Genomic DNA, 17326 nt, shown 5'->3' with positions numbered 1-17326 from the left:
CACGGTGCCGCGCTCGCCGCAGGGCCATCCGGTGATCATTCAGGCCGGCCAGAGCGGCCGCGGCAAGACCTTCGCGGCGCGCTGGGGCGAACTGATCTTCGTGATCTATCCCAATCTCGACATCGCGAAGAAGCAGTATGCCGACTTGAAGGGGACGCTCGCCAAGACGGGCAGGGACATCAGCATCGCGCCGGCGGTCTATCCGATCGTCGCCGAGACCCAGGCCGAGGCCGAGGACAAGTTCGCCGCGATCAACCGGCTCGCCAAGCCGATCGATGCGCTGACGCTGTTGTCGGAGGTGCTGAACTACGATTTCGCGGCCAAGCCGATGGACGAGCCGTTCACGTCGGACGAGCTGGCTTCGATCAGCGGATTGCAGGCGATCCGCGACCGCGTGATGAATCTCAGCGGCAAGCCCAATCCGACGCCGCGGGACTTCGTGCAGTTCAGCGGGCGCGGGACGCTCGCTGAACTACCAACCTTCGTCGGCTCGCCCAAGGCGGTCGCCGATCAGATGGAGCGCTGGTTCTGCGAAGGCGGCTGCGACGGCTTTGTCGTGGCGGCCACCCATGTGCCCGGCACCTACCAGGACTTCGTGCGCCTCGTGGTGCCCGAGCTGCAACGCCGCGGCCTGTTCCAGCGCGACTATCAGGGCGACACATTGCGCGAGAATCTCGGCCTGCCGCGGCCGCAAGCCGTGCATGCAAGCGCAGACGAGGAGGCGCGCGTCTCGACCGGATGACGCCGGACAGAACGCCGGCGCAGACAACGATCAAAACAAAATCAAAATCAGGGAGGCTGAAGTGACCAAGGGCGTTAACGCGGGGGGCCGGCTCGACAGATTGCCGATCGCCGGATTTCACTACCGGATATTCGCGCTGATCGGAGCCGGACTGTTCGTCGACGGCTTCGAGATCTTCCTCGCCGGCAGCATTCTCGGCGCGCTGGTTCAGTCCGGCTATTCGGACCTCGCCCAGAATGCACGCTTCATCTCGGCGACCTTTGTCGGGATGCTGATCGGTGCCTGGCTGGCGGGCATCGCCGGCGACCGCTTCGGCCGCAAGTTCGCCTACCAGGCCAACCTCCTGATCTTCGGCCTCAGCGCGCTGGCGGCAACGCTCGCGCCGTCGATGAACTGGCTGATCGGGGCCCGCTTCGTGATGGGCCTCGGGCTCGGCGCCGAGATCGTCGTCGGCTATGTCGTGCTCAGCGAATTCATCCCGCCGCAGCAGCGCGGCCGCTGGGGCGCGGCGCTCGCGACCTGCACCAATGGTGCGCTGTTCGTCGCGACGCTGGTCGGCTGGGTCGTCATTCCGCATCTCGGCTGGCGCTGGATGTTCGCGCTGTGCGGCATCGGCGCGATGATCGTCTGGTTCCTGCGGCGCTCGCTGCCGGAATCGCCACGCTGGCTCGAGACGCAGGGCAAGAGCGCCGAGGCGGAGGCGGTGCTGGCGGCGATCGAGCAGGAGGTCGGCAAGGGCAGGACCCTGCCGACCCCGGCCTATCAGCCGGCCCCGGTGCAGCCGGACGTTCGCTTCACGCGCCTGTTCTCGCGCGCGTTGATCGCGCGGACCATCGTCGGCTGCCTGATCCTGATCGGGCTCAACACCGCAGTCTACGGCTTCATCGCCTGGATCCCGACCTTCTTCGTCAAGCAGGGCATCAACCTGTCGTCATCGCTCGGCTACACCATGCTGATGACGCTCGGCAGCCCGCTCGGCACGCTGTCGGGCATGTGGATCGGTGAGAAGATCGACCGCAAGCCGTCGCTGATCGTGCTGTCGCTCGCCGCGGCCGGGCTCGGGCTGATCTATCCGATGTTCATCAACCCGGTCGCCTTCGTCCTGATCGGCTTCCTGCTCGTGTTCACGGTGGCGGTGATGCTGGCGCTGGCCTGGGGACTCTACATCCCCGAACTGTTCCCGACCGAGCTCAGGATGCGCGGATCCGGCATCTGCAACACGGCCGGTCGCCTGATGTCGATCGTGACGCCGTTCATCGTGGTCGAGCTGTTCACAAGGTTCGGCGTCACCGGCGTCGTCTCTGTGGTGGCCGGGCTCCTGGTGGTGCAGGCGATCGCGGTTGCGGTGCTCGGCATCGAGACCCGCAAGCGTCCGCTGGAGGCGTTGCGGCCGGAGGCGATGGACGGCGAAGCTTCGCCTGCGCAGGCGCACAGCACGCTGCAACCGAGCACTGGCAGGATCGCCGGCGGCGGGGATTAGGCGTCGGGCAGAGGCCCCGGTCGGAAAATAGCCGCGTTGACGCCCGCAGTGCACCCAGATGCGGGCGTTCAACAATCACTCAGGTCGATTTCATTCCGCGGCGGAAATCAGCGCGGTTTGATTCACTCGCGTCTCGCCCGTGAGATTGTCGACAGTGACATGCGTGTCGTACCAGGTCAGCCGCGGCCGGGCTCCGAACCGCTCAGTCAGCTCGGCGATCTTGGCCTCGGTAAACCATGCCTCGGCGGCTTCCCGGCTCTCCCACAGGTAAACGCCGCCCGCGCCGGCCTCGCCGTTGAGGTAGTCTTTACGGATCAGCCCCTTTGTTGCGAGCTTTCGATAGGTGGGGGCGCTGCCCATGCCACCCCTGATGGACTGTTCTTCGGTTCGCTTCGGAAGGTCGAATTGAACGATAACGATGCACTGTGCCATTCCGGTTCTCCGATCTGAGTCAGATGAGTCAGGTTCGTTCGGCGGCACGCCGATCATTGCAGCATACAAGGTCGGCATTACCCTTGTCCCGCCTAGATCCGATCCTTCCGCTGCCGGCGGAGCGGGCGGGACGGTTCGTCTGTGCTGAAGTTCCGCTTGCACGAGACTTTTGGTGGACGCGTGGAAGGAGGCGGGCTAAAGCCCCACGAGGTTCCCTTGCATCCCGTGAATCCCGCTCGTGAGTGCCACGCAGAACAATTTCCTCGCTCAGGCGCTGCAACAAGGCGCGATGGCGTTGCGGGCGCAGCAGTTTGCGCAGGCGGAGCAGATCGCCACCAACATCCTGAAATCGAACCGTACCGACAGGCATGCCGCGCTTCTGCTGGCGCATGCGCTGATGGGGCAGAAGCGGGGCGGCGAGGCGATCGCACCGCTGGAGCGGGTCGCGCGCCGCGGCGAGGATAGCGAGGTCGAGACCTTGCTTGGCGCGTTGCTGTGCGGTGCGGGGCGGGCCACGGACGGCATCGCGCAGCTTCGCCGCACGGCGGCACGCCGCCCGCCATACTTGCCTTCTTTCCAGGAACTCGCCGGGCAGCTTGCCAAGGCCGGTCAACACGACGAGGCGATCGGCATGATCGAGGCCGGTCTCGCGCTCGCCCCCGAGAGCGTCGACCTGAAGCTCGATCTCGGGCGCTTGTTGCAGGAGACCAATGACATCGCGCGGGCCGCAAGCGTCCTGACGGCGGCACGTGATGCCGCGCCGGGACGCCCCGACGTTCTCAACCAGCTCGGGCGGGTCCTGATCCTCGTTGGCGACTACGCCGCAGCCGCGGATGCGTTCCGCCGCGTGCTCGCGCAATACCCGGATGATCGCTCGACCCGCGCCCACCTCGCCACCTGCCTTTTCGAGCAGGGTGAGCGCGATGCTGCCGAGGCGGCGCTGCGCTCGGTGATGCGCGGTCAGCCGCAGCTGTTTGGACGCGCGGCATTCGTCATGGCCTCGGGATCTCATGGCCGCTTCTTCTTCTCCCAGAGCGCCGCTGCGAGGTTCCTCGGCGGGGAGTGACATTGAGCACGGCGGACGGCATTCCGCCTCGCCTTACGCCCTGAAGTTTCTCCGGTAGAGGTTCGGCTGCCGTCTGAGCTCGGTGCGGAGTTCGCCGACCCGCTTGGCGTCTTCGGCGGTAAACGGCGATGCCTGCGCGGTCCAGTCGTCTCGCTTGACGGGAATACATTGCGCGATCGGAGTCCCCTTGGGGAGCACGCCTCGGAAGTTCCTGTCGTGCCAGTACGCCGGAAAGTGCACCCAATTGTCGGCATAGAGGTCGGAATTGACCAGGCCGCTGAGTGTGGTGAATGGCAGGTCGAAGCGGTTGACGGGATGGGTGAAGTAGATCGCGTAGCCTTCCGGGGCTTCGACGGTCCACAAATTGTGGAATTTGAGAAAGAAGCGGCCCTCTTCAAACAGCGGAGTGCCGGTGACCTGACCCGGGTCGTGGAAGCCGATCGGTGAGCGTGGAAATTCCGGCGTGCCTCCCGGCGGCAGGTCCTGGTCCCAGGTGATTTCGCCGGCCTCGACCTTGAGATCGCAAACCAGCGGCAGCAAGAACCCGCAGGTCATCGCATCCACGAACGGCGGGCAGCGCTTGATGGTGTCCTCGTCGTGCAGGTTGATCGAAGAGAAGGCCGTCGCCGGCATGGACTTGAGCCAGTCGGGAACGCCCTGCGCCGCCGGTATGGGGGCCGGTATCAGTCCGTCAAGCTCCGTCGGACAACGGAATTTGAGCGTCAGCTTGTTGTTGGTCGACATTGGGCGCTCCGATATCCGGTTGACCTACATGAACGCACGGCAAAGGTGAAGCTGCGATCGATCGCAACAACGGCCATGTAGGATGGGTGGAGCGAAGCCCATCAATCATCTCCGCGCGGCCAGATGATGGGTATCGCTGCGCTCCACCCATCCTACTGTCCGCGGCTAGCTCATGAGATACTTCGCCACCGCCGGCTCGTTCCACTCGATGCCGAGCCCGGGACCCTTGGCGGTCACCACGCCGTCGACGATCTCGGCGGGCCTTGTGAGGATGGAGCCGGCGAAGTCGAGGAATTCGAGCCAGTGCGCGGTCGGCGTCACCGCGAGCAGATGCGCGCTGACCTCCGCGAACAAATGGCTCGACATCGGAATCGATGCGGCGTCGGCTTGTCCTGCGACCTGCATCCAGCCGGTGACGCCGCCGACCTTCATGACGTCGGGCATGATGAAGTCCGATGCGCCGGCCGCGATCGCTTCGGCGAAGCCGCGCGGAAACCACCAGTTCTCGCCGGCCTGGATCGGCGTCGGCGAGGTCTCGCGGACTTTGGCGTGGCCGGACAGGCTCTCCTGCGGCACCGGCTCCTCGATCCAGTGCAAATCGTAGGGTGCAAGCCGCGCGATCCGGCGGGTCGCCTCCGCTGGATCGAGCGACTGGTTGAAGTCGATCATCAACGCGATGTCGGGACCGAGCAGGGTGCGCACGCCCTTCACGACGCGCTCGTCATTGGCGGCATCTCCGTCGCCGCCCTTGATCTTGATGCCCTTGAAGCCCTGGTCGAGCGAGCGCCGCAGCGCGCGCTCGTCGGCGACGGGATCGACCACGCCATAGCTGTCATAGGCCTTGATCGGCTTCGCCGAGCCGCCGAGCAGTTCGACCAGCGGCCGGCCGGCGAGGTGGCCGACTACATCCCAATACGCCATGTCGAGACCGGATACCGCCATGCCGATCAGGCCCTGCCAGCCGAGCAGCCGAAACTTGGCGTCCATTGCCTTCATCAGGTCGAACGGCGCGACCGGCTTGCCGATGAGTTCGCGGCCGATCTCCTCGATCAGATAGGCAAGAGGTTTAAGCGTGAGCTTGCTGTAGGCGAAGATGTAGGTGCGGCCGGTAACGCCTTGGTCGGTCTCGACATCGATCAGAACCAGCGGGCCGGAATCGATCACGCCGAAGGCGTTCTTCACAGGGCGCTTGAGCGGCACCACGACGCTTCGCGCACGAACTCCGCGGATCGCTGCAACTGTCTGGCTCATGGACGTTTCCTCTTTTTGTTATTGGACACTGTACCATCGGACGAGCCGCGGCGCGGCCCAGTCGGTCGCGACCTGCTCGATCAGATAGCGGCCCGGATATTCGGCGAGGAAGGCGATGCGCTGGGTCTGGCCCGGTTCGACCGCGAGCGTGTCGAGCCAGAACGGCTTCCAGCCGTCGTCGAGCCGGTCGAGCAGACGGAAGTGATGGCCGTGCAGATGAAAGACGCTGGCGATCGGGCCGCGATTGGTCAGCGCCAGCACGGCCGGCCGGCCGGCTTTGGCCTGAAAGGCCGGCGCGGCCGATGGCTTGAAGTCCGCCGGGCGGAACCATTCGGTCGGCGTGCCGAGGGTTAGCTCGAACCTTGCGGCGCTCTTGAGATCGACCTGGGCTGGCATGTCGTTGCCGGGCAGCGGTGGAGCCGGCGGGAACGGCGCCGGGCGGACCGGCGGGTCGTTCGAGACGGCCAGCTTGCCGACCGGGCGGGCCAGCGTGCCGTCGTGCAGCAGGATCGCGAAGCTGGTTCCGGCCGGTCCGGCCGCGTCGACGAACACATCGGTGCGGCCGCCAGGAGCCAGTACCAGCGCACCGTTGCGGGCCGGAAATGGTTCGGCCGGCTGGCCGTCGATGGCCATCACCCGGACGTCGAGGTTCTCCAGCTTGACCGCCAGCACGCTGCGTTGGCTGCCGTTGATAAAGCGGAGTCTGAGGCGGGCATTGGCCGGTGCCGAGATATCGTATGAGGTTTTGCCGTTAATCGTATGAATTCGCGTCGAATCTTTTGGATCATTGCCGGCCGGGATTGCGCTTCCGTCCGGCCGCAGGCGCCACTCCTCGATCAGCAAGACCTCGTCGCGATCGACCGCGACCGGCGAGGTGCCGGTCACGATCAGCGGCAGCGGCCGCGCCGGTGCCGTGCCGCCATCGCCGATCAGCGGCTCGCAGAGGAAGGTGCCGGCATGCCGAAGCGGCAGCTGGAAGCTATCCTTTCCCCCGGCGGCAAGCAGCGCCCGGGAGGCCAGTGGCTCCGCCGCCGCGACGCCGTCGAGCCCGCGGCAATCCAGCGCGGCCGCGACCGGCAGGTCATTGCCAAAGGTGACGTCAAGGATCTCGCCGCGCTTGAAGCGGAGGTCGTTGCTGCCGAGTGACCAGACCGATGTCTCCGGTCCGCCAGGACCCGGTCCGTCGCCTGGACGAAGCGAGATGCGGTCGGGTTTGGCCTGGAGCGCGACCGCGGTCCGGCCCTGTGCCGCGCCGGTGGCGGGCAGAGCGGGGCAAAGCGCCGCGGCGCCAAGGGCGGCGATCAGGCTGCGCCGGGTGAGTGAAAATTCGGGACTTGCGGGAGGACTTGCCATCCGGCCGATGCGGACCATTTTCAAGTGTACCTGTCCAGTCGCGATCGGTCGCAGGGCGGGCTCAACAGCGGCCATTTTTTTGCTGCGAACCGGTGGGCGCATGTTATAAGCCCGGCCGCCCGCGGCATCGCGGCCGGACTGGGATGCTTTTCGCGCGGGCGTGGCGGAACTGGTAGACGCGCTGGATTTAGGTTCCAGTGACGAAAGTTGTGGGGGTTCGAGTCCCTCCGCCCGCACCAAGCGCTTACAGCGTTTGCATGACGAATTCTTGGAGAACCTTTGGCCCCGATGGGGTGCGGGTTCGCCGAACCCACAGACGTTAGGCCGCGAGGCCCGCCGTCGAACAGATTGAACACTGCCACGGCCGCTCGGGCCGGGCAAAAGCGGAAGAAGATTGATACCATGCAGGTCACCGAGACCCTCAACGAGGGATTGAAGCACGAATTCAAGATCAGCGTCCCGGCATCCGATCTCGATGCCAAGGCCGACGCCAAGCTGGTCGACCTCAAGGACAAGGTCCGTCTCAACGGCTTCCGTCCCGGCAAGGTGCCGGTGGCGCATCTGAAGAAGATCTACGGCCGCTCGGTGATGGCCGAGACCATCGACCAGACCATCAGCGATACCAACCGGCAGATCTTCGAGGATCGCGGCTTCCGCCTCGCCGGCGAGCCGAAGATCACGATGCCGACCGAGAAGGACCAGGTCGAGGAATTGCTGTCGGGCAAGACCGACCTGACCTACACCGTCGCGATCGAAGTCGTGCCGCCGATCCAGCTCGCCGATTTCAAGTCGTTCTCGGTCGAGAAGCCGGTCGTCGAAGTCTCCGACGCCGATGTCGACGATGCCATCAAGCGGATCGCCGAGGGCAGCCGCCCGTACAATGCCAAGACCGAGGGCGCGGCGGAGAAGGGCGACCGCGTCACCATCAGCTTCAAGGGCACCATCAACGGTGAAGCGTTCGAGGGCGGCACCGGCGAGGGCATCCAGGTCGTGATCGGCGCCGGCCAGTTCATTCCGGGCTTCGAGGAGCAGCTGATCGGCATCGGCACCAATGAGACCCGCACGCTGAAGGTCTCGTTCCCCAAGAACTATCTGAACGAGAAGCTCGCCGGCCAGCCGGCCGAGTTCGAGACCACCGCGACGCTGATCGAGGCGCCCGGTGAGACCACGATCGACGACGAGTTCGCCAAGACGCTTGGCCTGGAGTCGCTCGACAAGCTGAAGGAAGCTGCCCGCGAACGCCTGACGGCCGAGTTCGCCGGCGCCACCCGCCAGAAGGTCAAGCGCGCTCTGCTCGACCGGCTCGACGAGAGCCACAAATTCGAGGCGCCGCCGTCGCTTGTCGCCGAAGAGTTCAACCTGATGTGGAACTCGATCAAGGCCGAGATGGACTCGTCTGGCAAGACCTTCGCCGACGAGAACACCACCGAGGAAGCGGCAAAGGAGGAGTACCACAAGATCGCCGACCGTCGCGTCCGCCTCGGCCTCGTGCTGTCGGAGATCGGGGAGAAGAACAAGATCACCGTGACCGACGACGAGGTGTCGCGCGCCGTGATCGAGCGTGCACGCCAGATGCCCGGCCGCGAAAAGGAAGTCTGGGACTACTACCGCAGCAACGCCCAGGCGTTGGCCCAGCTCCGCGCCCCGATCTACGAGGACAAGGTCGTCGACTTCGTTCTGGAGCTCGCCAATGTGACCGAGAAGAAGGTCACCAAGGAGGAGCTGTTCAAGGATGAAGACGCCGAGAAAACTGCCGCTTAAATTCGGCACCTTGCGTTAATGATGAACCGCGAAAGCGCGCCTGGCGAAGGTCCCCGTCGCTAGGCGCGAAGACGCGAATCAGCTTGAACTTCTGCTACCTGCCCAGGTGGCTAGTGCGGCGAGTTGACGGCCTTGTCGGCCGGAAATTGGCCCATATCTGGGTTAAGCCTTGAGGCAGTAGTCTTGAGCCAAGTAGTCTTGAGCAAAGTTCTGCATCACCCCTAACCCTTGGGTTCTTTCATGCGCGATCCCGTTGAAACCTACATGAACCTCGTGCCGATGGTCGTCGAGCAGACCAATCGCGGCGAACGCGCCTACGACATTTTCTCGCGCCTTTTGAAGGAGCGCATCATCTTCGTCACCGGTCCAGTGGAAGACGGCATGTCGACGCTGATCGTCGCGCAGCTGCTGTTCCTCGAGGCCGAGAATCCGAAGAAGGAGATCTCGATGTACATCAACTCGCCGGGTGGCGTGGTGACGTCGGGTCTTGCGATCTACGACACGATGCAGTTCATCCGTCCGCCGGTATCGACGCTGTGCACGGGGCAGGCGGCCTCGATGGGCTCGCTGCTGCTGGCTGCGGGCGAGAAGGACATGCGCTTCACGCTGCCGAATTCCCGCATCATGGTGCACCAGCCCTCCGGCGGCTTCCAGGGCCAGGCCACCGACATCATGCTGCACGCGCAGGAGATCCTGAATCTCAAGAAGCGCCTCAACGAAATCTACGTGAAGCATACCGGCCAGACCTACAAGGCGATCGAGGACGCGCTGGAGCGCGACAAGTTCCTTACCGCCGAGGACGCCAAGGCGTTCGGCCTCGTCGACAAGGTCATCGACAAGCGTCCGGACGACCCGGCCGCCGCGAAGGCCGCCTGATCTGGGCAGGTATCTCGAGGCGTCGGTGTGATCTCCACATTGACGCCTCACATAACCGGCAAAAGCAGGGTGGTGACCGGCCCGCGGGTGCATGCGCGCGGGCGGAAAGTTCCGGTTTCGTGCTCATATACTGACGTGGTAATCCCGCAACGTTCCGTGGATTTCGACGCGTATTCCACGTGCGATCGTTGAAAATCACGGTATTGTCACGGTGTTGAGCTGGCCATCCGATTAGCGAATTCTTGATAGTCGGGTGCCAGCATGGTTGGCTGTGATGCATCGGCTATGATCGCGGAGATTCGAATAAACCGTGATCCACACGGTCAGTATTGCGTAGGGTCTTTTTTGGTACGGAATTTGCTCTATCTACCCAACAGCCCGGTTGTGTGCCGGATTGGGTCGATCTGGCAAACGAGATCGAACGGCGGACGGAGATAATGAATGAGTAAGGTCGGCACGAGCGACGCCAAGAACACGCTATATTGCTCGTTCTGCGGCAAGAGCCAGCATGAAGTTCGCAAGCTGATTGCCGGACCGACTGTCTTCATTTGCGACGAGTGTGTCGAACTGTGCATGGACATCATTCGCGAGGAGAACAAGTCCTCGCTGGTGAAGTCGCGCGACGGCATCCCGACGCCGAAGGAAATCTGCAAGGTCCTGGACGACTACGTGATCGGCCAGAGCCATGCCAAGAAGGTGCTGTCGGTCGCCGTCCACAACCACTACAAGCGGCTTAACCATCAGACCAAGCACAACGACGTCGAACTGGCGAAGTCGAACATCCTGCTGATCGGTCCGACCGGTTCGGGCAAGACGCTGCTCGCGCAGACGCTGGCCCGCATCCTCGACGTGCCCTTCACGATGGCGGATGCGACGACGCTGACCGAAGCCGGCTATGTCGGCGAGGACGTCGAGAACATCATCCTGAAGCTGCTGCAGGCCGCCGACTACAATGTCGAGCGCGCGCAGCGCGGCATCGTCTATATCGACGAAATCGACAAGATCAGCCGCAAGTCGGACAATCCCTCGATCACCCGCGATGTGTCGGGCGAGGGCGTCCAGCAGGCGCTCCTGAAGATCATGGAAGGCACGGTGGCCTCGGTCCCGCCGCAGGGCGGCCGCAAGCATCCGCAGCAGGAGTTCCTGCAGGTGGATACCACCAACATCCTGTTCATCTGCGGCGGTGCGTTCTCGGGCCTCGAGAAGATCATCTCCGCGCGCGGCCGTTCGACCTCGATCGGCTTCGCGGCGCAGGTGCTCGCGCCGGAGGATCGCCGCACCGGCGAGATATTCCGTCACGTCGAGCCGGAAGACCTGCTGAAGTACGGCCTGATCCCGGAATTCGTCGGCCGTCTGCCCGTCGTTGCCACGCTGGAGGACCTCGACGAGACCTCGCTGAAGAAGATCCTGACGGATCCGAAGAACGCGCTGGTGAAGCAGTACCAGCGGCTGTTCGAGATGGAGAACATCGAGCTGACCTTCGCCGACGAGGCGCTTGGCGCGGTCGCCCGCAAGGCGATCGAGCGCAAGACCGGCGCGCGCGGCCTGCGGTCGATCCTGGAGAGCATCCTGCTCGAAACCATGTTCGACCTCCCGGGCCTGGAAGGCGTCGAGGAAGTCGTGATCTCGCGCGAGGTCGTCGAGGGAACGGCGCGTCCGCTCTACATCTACGCGGATCGTTCCGACCGCGCTGTCGAGAGCAGCGCGAGCGCCTAAACGGCGCTCATCTCGACCCGTCAAAAATGCGCGGCTGCCGGACGCTCCGGCGGCCGCCATGGCGCAGCAGCGGCGCCCCTGCGGCGTAGCAGCAAATGCTTGTTTAGCCTATATTTCCCGACACTTCTGAGACTTGACACCCCCCCGCCTGATAGCCACCTAATGCTATCGGTGAGGGATCTCATCCGTTGAGATTCGTCGCTTCACGATGCGGAATAAGCGGCTGCCGACAGCATTCGCATTCCGCATCACCAAGGCACCTTGTGGCGGTTGCGCAAGCAGGCGGACTGCGTGCAAGGGGGCACAACAAAAGGATTAGGCCATGACGACCTCAAAACCCCGGCCAACGATCGTCCACGGCGAAAGCCACTCCTATCCGGTGCTGCCGCTCCGCGACATCGTCGTCTTCCCGCATATGATCGTGCCGCTGTTCGTCGGCCGCGAGAAATCGATCCGCGCGCTCGAAGAGGTGATGAAGAACGACGCGCTGATCATGCTCGCGACGCAGAAGAACGCGTCCGATGACGATCCGGCACCCGATTCAATTTACGAGACTGGTACGCTCGCCAGCGTCCTGCAGCTCCTGAAACTGCCCGACGGCACCGTGAAGGTGCTGGTCGAGGGTCTCGAGCGCGCGCGCGTCGAGAAGTATTCCGACCGCAGCGAATATTACGAGGCGACCGCGGTCGCGCTCGCCGACACGGACGCCAACTCGGTCGAAGCCGAGGCGCTGGCGCGTTCGGTCGTGTCCGACTTCGAAAGCTATGTGAAGCTGAACAAGAAGATCTCCGCCGAAGTCGTCGGCGTGGTTCAGGCGATCACCGATTTCGCCAAGCTCGGCGATACCGTTGCCTCGCATCTCGCGGTCAAGATCGCCGATCGGCAAGCGATCCTGGAGACGTTGTCCGTCACGCAGCGCCTGGAGAAGGTGCTGGGCCTGATGGAGAGCGAGATCTCGGTGTTGCAGGTCGAGAAGCGCATCCGCTCGCGCGTCAAGCGCCAGATGGAGAAGACCCAGCGCGAGTATTACCTGAACGAGCAGATGAAGGCGATCCAGAAGGAGCTCGGCGACGACGAAGGTCGCGACGAGCTGGCCGATCTGGAGGAGAAGATCTCCAAGACCAAGCTGTCCAAGGAAGCGCGCGAGAAGGCCCAGCACGAGCTGAAGAAGCTGCGCCAGATGTCGCCGATGTCCGCGGAAGCGACCGTCGTGCGCAACTATCTGGATTGGCTGCTGTCGATCCCGTGGGGCAAGAAGTCCAAGGTCAAGAAGGACCTCGAGGCCGCGCAGGCGGTGCTGGACTCCGATCACTACGGGCTCGAGAAGGTCAAGGACCGCATCGTCGAGTATCTCGCGGTGCAGTCGCGCGCCAACAAGCTGACCGGACCGATCCTGTGCCTGGTCGGGCCTCCCGGCGTCGGCAAGACCTCGCTCGGCAAGTCGATCGCGAAGGCCACGGGGCGCGAATTCGTGCGCGTATCGCTCGGCGGCGTGCGTGACGAGGCCGAGATCCGCGGTCACCGCCGCACCTATATCGGCTCGATGCCCGGCAAGATCATCCAGTCGATGCGCAAGGCGAAAACGTCGAACCCGCTGTTCCTGCTGGACGAGATCGACAAGATGGGCGCCGATTTCCGCGGCGATCCGTCGTCGGCGCTGCTTGAGGTCTTGGACCCCGAGCAGAACTCGACCTTCAACGACCACTACCTGGAGGTCGACTACGACCTGTCCAACGTGATGTTCATCACGACCGCGAATACGCTGAATATTCCCGGCCCGCTGATGGACCGCATGGAGATCATCCGGATCGCCGGCTACACGGAGAACGAGAAGGTCGAGATCGCGCGCAAGCATCTGATCCCGAGCGCGCTCTCCAAGCACGGTCTGGACTCCAAGGAATGGTCGATCGACGACGCGGCCTTGCTCCTGATGATCCGGCGCTACACCCGCGAAGCGGGCGTGCGTAACCTGGAGCGTGAGCTCTCCACACTCGCCCGCAAGGCGGTGAAGGAGCTGATGATCTCCAAGAAGAAGTCGGTGAAGGTCACCGAGGCGAACATCGAAGAGTTCCTCGGCGTTCCGAAGTATCGCTTCGGCGAGATCGACGACGAGGATCAGGTCGGTATCGTCACCGGTCTGGCCTGGACCGATGTCGGCGGCGAGTTGCTCACCATCGAAGGCGTCATGATGCCCGGCAAGGGCAAGATGACCGTCACGGGCAATCTGCGCGACGTGATGAAGGAGTCGATCTCGGCGGCGGCGTCCTACGTCCGCTCGCGTGCGATCGTCTACGGCATCGAACCGCCGATGTTTGACCGCCGCGACATCCACGTTCACGTGCCGGAGGGCGCGACGCCGAAGGACGGTCCGTCCGCCGGTGTGGCGATGGCCACCGCGATCATCTCGGTCATGACCGGCATCCCGGTCCGCCACGATGTCGCGATGACCGGCGAGATCACGCTGCGTGGTCGCGTGCTGCCGATTGGCGGTCTGAAGGAGAAGCTCCTGGCTGCCGCCCGCGGTGGCATCAAGACGGTGCTGATCCCGGAGGACAACGCCAAGGATCTCACGGAGATCTCCGATGCGATCAAGGGCGGCATGGACATCATTCCGGTCTCGCGGCTGGATGAGGTTGTCGCTAAGGCGCTGGTCCGCGTGCCCGCACCGATCGTCTGGGAAGAGGAGACCAGCAAGGTCGACGTCAAGCCCGATGCTTCGGATGAGGCGTCCGGTGGCCTGACGGCGCACTGAAGCAAGCTCCGATCGACATAAGAAAACGGCGCCTTCGGGCGCCGTTTTTGTTTTCGCTGTTCGCGATCAGGTCGGTAGGGCTGCGGCTCTGTCCGCGGCGGCAAAGTGCGCCATCTGATCGGCATGCGCCTTTGCGAAAGCCGGCCGCGCCGTGGCACGCGCGACGTAGTCGCGACACGCGGGATATTCCGCCAGTCCGTCGAAGCGGTCGACCAGGCGCAGCACATCCGCCATGAGAATGTCGGCGACGGAGAACGGCCCGGCCAGCCATTTGCGACCCGTCAGCACCGGCTCTATGTGCCTAAGCCGGGATTGCAGGAAGCCGTCGAAGCGTGTCCATGCCGACGTGCCGCCGCTCTCGCCCGAGAACACCAGGAGCGACCAGGGCAGGCTCGCCATCTCGACCGAGTTGAGCGCTGCGAACAGCCATTTCAAAGCCTCGCTGCGCTGGCGCGGATCGGTCGGCAGCAGCGCGTCGCTGCGCTCGCCGAGATGCAGCAGGATCGCGCCGCTCTCGAAGATCGAGACGTCGCCGTCGGTCAGCCACGGCACCTGACCGAACGGCTGGTGCGCGAAGTGCTCGGGGCCCCGATCGCGAAACGGCACGCTTGCAACGCGATACGGCAAGCGCGCCTCTTCCAATGCCCAGCGCACGCGGAGGTCGCGCACAAATCCCCGCGGCATCTCCGGAACCCAATCGAAGGTGGTAAGCGTCAGGTCGGCCATTGGGTATCTCCATTTGCTGGCTTCACAGCAAAGAACGAACCAATGGCGCGTGTTCCGACACCCCGACTGGCTTTTTCGTCGTTGCGGTACGGAATGATCGAGCTGCCGACGTGGGTACGCCGGCGCCGGAACTACTCTTTCCTTTCGACGACGAAATTGCCGATCGCGCCGAGTGCCATCAGCACGCTGGTGCCGAGGAACACCGCGGGCATGCCGATATGGCCGCCGATGAAGCCGCCGGCGAGCGGGCCGATCACCTGGCCGGCATATTGCGCCGAGATCGAGTAGCCGAGCATGCTGCCGGTGACCGCATCAGGCACGTTGTGCCGGATCACGCTCGCGATGCAGGGCAGGAGGCCGCCGAGCGCGAGCCCCATCAGGAAGCGCAGCAGGATCAACTGCCAGCCGCTGACCACGAAGGCCTGCGGGATCAACAGCAGCGCCGACACCGCCAAGCAGATGGTGATGATCCGCCAGTGGCCGACCCGATCGGCCAGCTTGCCGAGATGCGAGGACGACAGCAGGCTGCCGAAGGCCGCCGCCGACATCACGAGGCCGGCGACGAATGTCACCTGCGGCGCCTCGACCAGTTGCGCGACATAGACCGTGATGATCGGCTCGATCGACATGTTGGCGACCATCAGCAGCAGGCCGGTTCCCCACATCGCGACGACAGGGCGCTTGTCCGGGACCAGCGACCAGCCGCCACGCGCCTTGCCGCCTTTCGCGGTCTTCGGGCGCGCGTCCTCGCGGATCAGGAACGTCGTGCCGAGGAAGGTGAAGAAGATGACGCCGCCGATCAGGAAGAAGGTCGCACGGATGCCGATCAGCCCCGGCAGCACGCCGCCGATCAACGGACCGACGAGGCTTCCGGCCATGATGCCGGCCGACAGCACGCCGATCGCCCAGCCGGAGCGCGCCTTGGGCGTCTGCGCCGCGACCAGCACGGTCGAGCCCGAGGCGTAGCCGCCGAGCAGGCCGGTCAGCAGCCGCAAGCCAACCAGCTCATAGACATTGTGCGCCATGCCGATCAGGGACATCGCGACGGCCATGCCGAGGCTGGCGCGGATCAGCATCAGCTTGCGGCCGTAGCGATCGGCGAGCCGTCCCCACAGCGGCGCCGTCAGCGCCGCGCTGAAGAAGGCTGCGCCATAGGCGACGCCCGACCATTGCACGATCGCGGCATGATCGGTCACGCCGAGCTGCTCGACATAGAGCGGCAGGAACGGCAGCAGCAGCGTCATCCCCACGATTGTCGTGAAGGAGCCGAACACGCAGACGATCAAATTGCGTTTCCAGGGGCCCGCGTCGAGCAGGGCTTCGCGATCGACTTCGATGTTCATGTCAGCGCAGCCCGATCACGGCGAAGCCGCGCGCCCGCAGGCCGCGGCGATCCTCGTTCAGCGAACGCAGCAGGCGATCGCGGGTATCGGTGATGTGGTCGGCGGCCTCGCGCGCGGCGGCCTCCGGATCGTCGGCCTTGATGAAGCCGAGGATGCGCCGGTGCTCGCGCCAGGCCTGCTCGCGCGACGGCTCGGTCCACACTTCCAGCCAGCGCGCCCGCGACAGCCTCGTCATGGCGCCGGCGATCGCCTTGACGATGAAGGGATTGCCGGAGAGCCGCGCGATCTCGACATGGAAATCGGTGCCGACCCGATGCCATTCCTCGCGCGGCGCGCCGGACTGGCAGGCATCCAGCATCTCCTCGACGCCGGCGATATCGGCTGCGCTCGCCCGCGCGCAGGCGAGGCGCACCGCCGTCGTCTCCAGCGGAATCCGGAACTCGGCAAGCGCCTCCAGCTCACCGAGGTCGATCGGTGCGACGATCCAGTTGCGGCCGTCGCGGCGCACCAGCTCTTCGCCTTCGAGCCGGACCAGCGCGGCACGGATCGGCGTGCGCGATCCCTCGAACCGGCTCTCCAGCCAGCGCTCGGTCAGCCGCTCGCCGGGGCCCAGGTCGAGCGACAGGATCATCTCCCGGAGCTGGTCATGGATCTGAAGCATCTGCGACATGGCGCCGTCCTTGGCCGCTCCTTGGCGGGCGTGGAATCTCGATCAGACGGCTTTCGTATCCCGATTTGGTATCCCAAACAATGCGGGTACGGGATACCGGCGTTGCTCCGTTAAAGGAGGTGGGCCGAGAGCCAGGGCCCTGGACAATGGAACCGCGCTCACGGCGGCTGCTTTGTTTGACGGAATTGGAGAGCGCCAGATGCACATCGACGGGCAATGCCATTGCGGGGCTATCACTTATCAGGCCGAGATCGATCCCGAACGGGTGTCGATCTGCCATTGCACGGACTGTCAGGCGCTGACCGGCTCGCCCTACCGCGTCACGGTGATCTGCGACGCCGAACAGGTGCGGCTGACCGGAGGTGCGCCGAAGGTCTACGGCAAGCGGGGCGATAACGGCCGAATCCGTTTCCA

The 17326-nt window shown here is 64.5% G+C and carries 14 protein-coding genes, 1 tRNA gene and 1 pseudogene; 9 read left to right on the top strand and 7 right to left on the bottom strand.

Features of this window, described 5'->3' with window-relative positions:
- Positions 1–742: LLM class flavin-dependent oxidoreductase (locus AKL29_RS44940; RefSeq protein ID WP_244482086.1), on the top strand; the 742-nt coding region annotated here is incomplete at its 5' end.
- 61 nt (positions 743–803) lie between these two features.
- Positions 804–2222 carry an MFS transporter gene (locus AKL29_RS16610; protein WP_038377428.1) on the top strand — a complete coding sequence of 473 codons (1419 nt, stop codon included), beginning with the start codon at positions 804–806 and terminating at the stop codon, positions 2220–2222.
- A 90-nt stretch (positions 2223–2312) separates the two neighbouring features.
- Here the strand turns inward: AKL29_RS16610 and AKL29_RS16605 are convergent, their stop codons facing one another.
- Positions 2313–2654: a hypothetical protein gene (locus tag AKL29_RS16605; protein ID WP_050384900.1), complete on the bottom strand. Its 342-nt coding sequence runs from the start codon at positions 2652–2654 to the stop codon at positions 2313–2315.
- 289 nt (positions 2655–2943) lie between these two features.
- Here AKL29_RS16605 and AKL29_RS16600 point away from each other — a divergent pair, with 289 nt between their 5' ends.
- Entirely contained in the window at positions 2944–3720 is a 777-nt protein-coding gene (locus AKL29_RS16600) for a tetratricopeptide repeat protein (protein WP_050384958.1), read from the top strand.
- Between the two features lie 33 nt (positions 3721–3753).
- On the opposite strand, the gene AKL29_RS16595 is transcribed toward AKL29_RS16600, so the two are convergent.
- The 3 genes from AKL29_RS16595 to AKL29_RS16585 all read right to left on the bottom strand — a co-directional run bounded on the left by AKL29_RS16595 (position 3754) and on the right by AKL29_RS16585 (position 7086).
- Entirely contained in the window at positions 3754–4464 is a 711-nt protein-coding gene (locus AKL29_RS16595) for a hypothetical protein (RefSeq protein WP_050384899.1), read from the bottom strand.
- A gap of 165 nt (positions 4465–4629) precedes the next feature.
- Positions 4630–5715 carry an enolase C-terminal domain-like protein gene (locus tag AKL29_RS16590; protein WP_050384898.1) on the bottom strand — a complete coding sequence of 362 codons (1086 nt, stop codon included), beginning with the start codon at positions 5713–5715 and terminating at the stop codon, positions 4630–4632.
- Between the two features lie 18 nt (positions 5716–5733).
- Positions 5734–7086, bottom strand: coding sequence for a multicopper oxidase family protein (locus AKL29_RS16585; RefSeq protein ID WP_050384897.1), 1353 nt, complete (start codon positions 7084–7086; stop codon positions 5734–5736).
- A gap of 136 nt (positions 7087–7222) precedes the next feature.
- Here AKL29_RS16585 and AKL29_RS16580 point away from each other — a divergent pair.
- The 5 genes from AKL29_RS16580 to lon all read left to right on the top strand — a co-directional run bounded on the left by AKL29_RS16580 (position 7223) and on the right by lon (position 14173).
- Positions 7223–7307, top strand: a tRNA-Leu gene (locus tag AKL29_RS16580).
- Between the two features lie 163 nt (positions 7308–7470).
- Positions 7471–8829, top strand: a complete 1359-nt coding sequence (gene tig / locus AKL29_RS16575) for a trigger factor (protein WP_050384896.1) — start codon at positions 7471–7473, stop codon at positions 8827–8829.
- A 240-nt stretch (positions 8830–9069) separates the two neighbouring features.
- Entirely contained in the window at positions 9070–9705 is a 636-nt protein-coding gene (locus AKL29_RS16570) for an ATP-dependent Clp protease proteolytic subunit (protein ID WP_016847729.1), read from the top strand.
- Positions 9706–10146: 441 nt separating this feature from the next.
- On the top strand, positions 10147–11421 hold the full coding sequence (gene clpX / locus AKL29_RS16565) for an ATP-dependent Clp protease ATP-binding subunit ClpX (RefSeq protein ID WP_018271869.1): 1275 nt from the start codon (positions 10147–10149) through the stop codon (positions 11419–11421).
- Positions 11422–11743: 322 nt separating this feature from the next.
- Positions 11744–14173 (top strand): endopeptidase La, encoded by a 2430-nt coding sequence (gene lon, locus AKL29_RS16560; RefSeq protein WP_028333951.1) that lies wholly within the window; start codon positions 11744–11746, stop codon positions 14171–14173.
- A 66-nt stretch (positions 14174–14239) separates the two neighbouring features.
- Here the strand turns inward: lon and AKL29_RS16555 are convergent, their stop codons facing one another.
- The 3 genes from AKL29_RS16555 to AKL29_RS16545 form a co-directional block, all read right to left on the bottom strand.
- Positions 14240–14899 (bottom strand): glutathione S-transferase family protein, encoded by a 660-nt coding sequence (locus AKL29_RS16555; protein ID WP_050384895.1) that lies wholly within the window; start codon positions 14897–14899, stop codon positions 14240–14242.
- Between the two features lie 131 nt (positions 14900–15030).
- Entirely contained in the window at positions 15031–16242 is a 1212-nt protein-coding gene (locus AKL29_RS16550) for an MFS transporter (RefSeq protein WP_050384894.1), read from the bottom strand.
- A 1-nt stretch (position 16243) separates the two neighbouring features.
- On the bottom strand, positions 16244–16912 hold the full coding sequence (locus AKL29_RS16545; protein WP_028333954.1) for a GntR family transcriptional regulator: 669 nt from the start codon (positions 16910–16912) through the stop codon (positions 16244–16246).
- Between the two features lie 199 nt (positions 16913–17111).
- Between AKL29_RS16545 and AKL29_RS44935 the strand changes: the two are divergent.
- Positions 17112–17326 (top strand): annotated as a pseudogene (locus AKL29_RS44935) (GFA family protein); the annotation flags it as partial.

The sequence above is a fragment of the Bradyrhizobium pachyrhizi genome, from assembly GCF_001189245.1.
In the GTDB taxonomy this organism is placed as follows: domain Bacteria; phylum Pseudomonadota; class Alphaproteobacteria; order Rhizobiales; family Xanthobacteraceae; genus Bradyrhizobium; species Bradyrhizobium pachyrhizi.
The sequence above is the reverse complement of the archived record's forward strand: the minus strand, read 5'-3'. Positions and strand labels throughout refer to the sequence as shown.